This is a genomic window from uncultured Allofournierella sp. (assembly GCA_944382705.1).
Classification (GTDB): domain Bacteria; phylum Bacillota; class Clostridia; order Oscillospirales; family Ruminococcaceae; genus Allofournierella.
Map to the genome: position 1 here is coordinate 1 of CALWNE010000024.1, position 3,111 is coordinate 3,111.

At 56.1% G+C, this 3,111-nt stretch carries 5 protein-coding genes; all 5 read right to left on the bottom strand.

Going from position 1 to position 3,111, the window contains the following annotated elements; all coding sequences use genetic code 11:
- Positions 1-368, bottom strand: a 368-nt coding sequence (locus ACH2EM_RS03320; protein ID WP_395150656.1) for a phage holin family protein, incomplete at its 3' end; no start/stop codon positions are given.
- 9 nt (positions 369-377) lie between these two features.
- Positions 378-1,193: a glycoside hydrolase family 25 protein gene (locus ACH2EM_RS03325; protein ID WP_395150660.1), complete on the bottom strand. Its 816-nt coding sequence runs from the start codon at positions 1,191-1,193 to the stop codon at positions 378-380.
- Positions 1,194-1,321: 128 nt separating this feature from the next.
- A complete protein-coding gene (locus tag ACH2EM_RS03330; RefSeq protein WP_395150657.1) occupies positions 1,322-2,242 on the bottom strand; it encodes a phage baseplate protein in 921 nt (306 codons plus the stop codon).
- Positions 2,226-2,633, bottom strand: coding sequence for a hypothetical protein (locus ACH2EM_RS03335; protein ID WP_395150658.1), 408 nt, complete (start codon positions 2,631-2,633; stop codon positions 2,226-2,228). The genes ACH2EM_RS03330 and ACH2EM_RS03335 overlap by 17 nt, the downstream gene beginning before the upstream one ends.
- A 19-nt stretch (positions 2,634-2,652) precedes the next feature.
- Positions 2,653-3,111, bottom strand: a 459-nt coding sequence (locus tag ACH2EM_RS03340; protein WP_395150659.1) for a phage baseplate protein, incomplete at its 5' end; no start/stop codon positions are given.

Genomic DNA, 3,111 nt, shown 5'->3' on the forward strand with positions numbered 1-3,111 from the left:
ACAAAATTCTCGCAGATGCTCCGGGCTTCATTCACCAAAAAACTGGCCAGAGTAAACCAGCCCAGCATCTGCAAAAATTCCAGCCGCACTCCCAGCATATCGCTGCTCAATCGGGTAAGAGCGTGGGCAATCAAAAAAGCCGCTGCAATCACCGCCCAGTAGCCAGTTTTCTTCACAATGCCCTGCAAGCCCGCCTGGCTGCTTTCCTTGTGCAGCACCCTGCTTTTGGCCCATCCGCTGAACCAGTCCAGCATATTCAGCGCCAAAAAAGCCGCAAACAGATACCAATACTCTCCCAGGATGCCGCTCAGCAGCATGACCACACCCCCTACCAGCGCATTGTACACATTCAACACCTTCTCCACCATGCTTCCTCCTTACGCTGCCTTTACCGGGATGTTGCCCAGCTGGGCAGCCTTGTCCAGTACCAGCTTATGCATCACGGCAAAATCCCCAGAACTCATGGGACCCACGCAAAGGGTAAAAAGTTCTGCCTTATCGGGCTGCTCCTGCTGTTCCGGGGGTCTGGTCTGCGCTGCGCCGGAACCATCACCGGCAGGCTGACCGGGAGATTTGGCAAAGCCATTCAGGCCAGCCGCCTTCATAATGCCCGGATAATCCTTGTAGGCAATATCCAGATCCACATCACCCGCAACGCCATCCACCTTGCCGGTGCTGGAATGTTGCCAGATGCCATAGGCCATGGGGCAGGTGCATTGGGGGCCGTACTGAGCCGCCCACACATCGTACCGGGTCAGCTCCTTGTAATTCAGCTTGTTGGCCACAAAATCCGTGCTGGCGTACAGCATCCCATAGTAGCCAGCCTGCTCCACCTGGCCCAAAAAAGTTTTAACCAGCTGGGTGCGCTGGGCCGTGCTCTGGGCCAGGATGCAGGGCTCATACTCAATGTCATAGGCCACCGGCAATTCAAACTGCTTGCCGGCAATCACCTGCAAAAATGCCTGGGCCTCCTGCTGGGCCTCGGCGGTGCTGGCAGCATAGCTGTACCAGTAGACACCCACAGCAATGCCCAGCCGCTTGCACTCGGCATAGTTCCGCTCAAAGGTAGGGTCCTTCTGGCTGGCGTGCTTGCCGTAGCCAGCCCGCAGCATGGCGCCCTCAATGCCTGCTGCCTTCACCTTGGCCCAATCAATGGAACTGCCCTGCCATTTGGATACATCAATCAACTTCATCAATTCCGTACTTCCTTTCTGTTTGTATGTCACTCACTCATCCGCAGCAACGACGCTGCCAAAAAACCAACCGCTACACCTGCCATCACTCCTATTGCAAAAAACAACATATCCTTCACTCCCTTCTGTTACCCTATTCTCCGGTAACGGTACACGGTAATATAGGGCTGTAAGTTGTTGTGGGCCTGGTTTCCACCAAACTTCAGGTCTGCGTACTGGTACGAAAGCTCCGGGCTGTTACCTGCCATCACCCATTGCTGCTTTGCCAGGGTACCAAGCCGGTACTGGGACTGGGCCGAGCCGGTAAAGACACCGGTGCAGGAACGGATATTACCATAGCCGCCACCGGTAGCCCCATAGGCACCTTCGCCGGAATGAATCCGGCCGCTGATAACGGGCAGCTCCGCTTCCACCAGTTTGTGGGTCTTTGCACCGCCGGTTTTGCCTACGGTTCCAAATTCCGTCTGGCTGGCATCCAAGCCAGCCAGCACACGGCCCACACCATATGCTTCCCACTGTCCTCCAAAATGAGCTTGTACTGCCGCCACGGTGGTCAGGCTTGGCCCCGTAGCGCCGGATACCGAAGCCCACTCAAAAATGCTTCCAACAGGGTACACAAAATCCAGAATCCCCATCTCAGCCAGCGTCCATGTCACATTGGCTGTGCCGTCAAAATTCTTGCCGGTTTTTCCAAGGGTCAAACTTCGTGCGGTCTGCAACTTGGTGGCCGTGGCTGCATTGCCTGTGCAGGCCAGCGCCGTTGCAGCCGCACCCCCGGCACTGGCAGCCCCCGCATAATTGTGGGTATGAACAGCCTCCGCCGCACCAATCTGGGCAGGGGTCAAAGCCAGTTGGGGCTTCCCCTCCTCGTCCAGCCGCAGCAGTAAATTGGCTGCCGCTGCGTTCCAGGCATCCCCCTGCTGCACAATCTTACTGCTTACCTCCACCGCAACATCCCGAAGGGCCACACTTCCGTCTCGGTTGTGCAGTGTCACATACACCTTTCCGTCCTGTTCATCCACCTTTAAATCCTTAAAGGTACGAGCCAAGTAAACCACCTCCCAAACAAAAAGCCAGCTTTGCCTGGCCCTGCTCAATCGCCTTTAAATCCAAGGCTATCTGTCTTGTCATACTCTCAATCCGGTTCAAATCACGCCAATCCCATACAGCCATCTCCGGGCCAAATTGGCGGGTCTGGTAACTGGTTCTCTGCTGAACGGCCTCTGCCGCCGCCGCAAGGTTTTCCTCCACCTGGTTAAAAAAGCTAGCCAGCGGCACCTGCCGTTGCTCCCATTCCGTCCAAGTGTATGCCACAGGGCCCACCACCCTTGCTGCCTCATTTCTCAGGTAGTCCAGATTCCCCCGGATACGCCGGTAATCCCGGTCAAGATAAAAAGTGTCCTCTACCTTCCAATCGGTTTTAGGGGTCTGCCATTCCATGCCGCTATGCCCCCTTCTGTTACGCAATTCTGCGGTATCGGTATACCGTAATATAAGGCGGCAGGTTGTTGTGGGCCTGATTGCCGCCAAATTGCAGATCCGCATATTGGTAGGAATTTGCAGAGTTTGCCCACTTTTGGCCAGCCTGTGTGCCCAGTCGGTATTGAGATTCAGCGGTTGCGGTAAACGCACCGGTGCAGGAGCGGATATTGCCATAGCCGCCTCCGGTAGCCCCATATCCGCCTTCGCCGGAATGAATGCGGCCGCTGATCACAGGCAGCTCCGCTTCCACCAGGGTATGGGTCTTTGCGCCGCCGGTTTTGCCTACGGTACCAAATTCCGTCTGGCTGACATCCAAACCAGCCAGCACACGGCCCACACCGTATGCTTCCCACTGTCCTCCAAAATGGGTTTGTACCGCCGCCACGGTGGTAAAACTGGGCCCCGAAGAACCAGACACCGAAGCCCACTCAAAAAT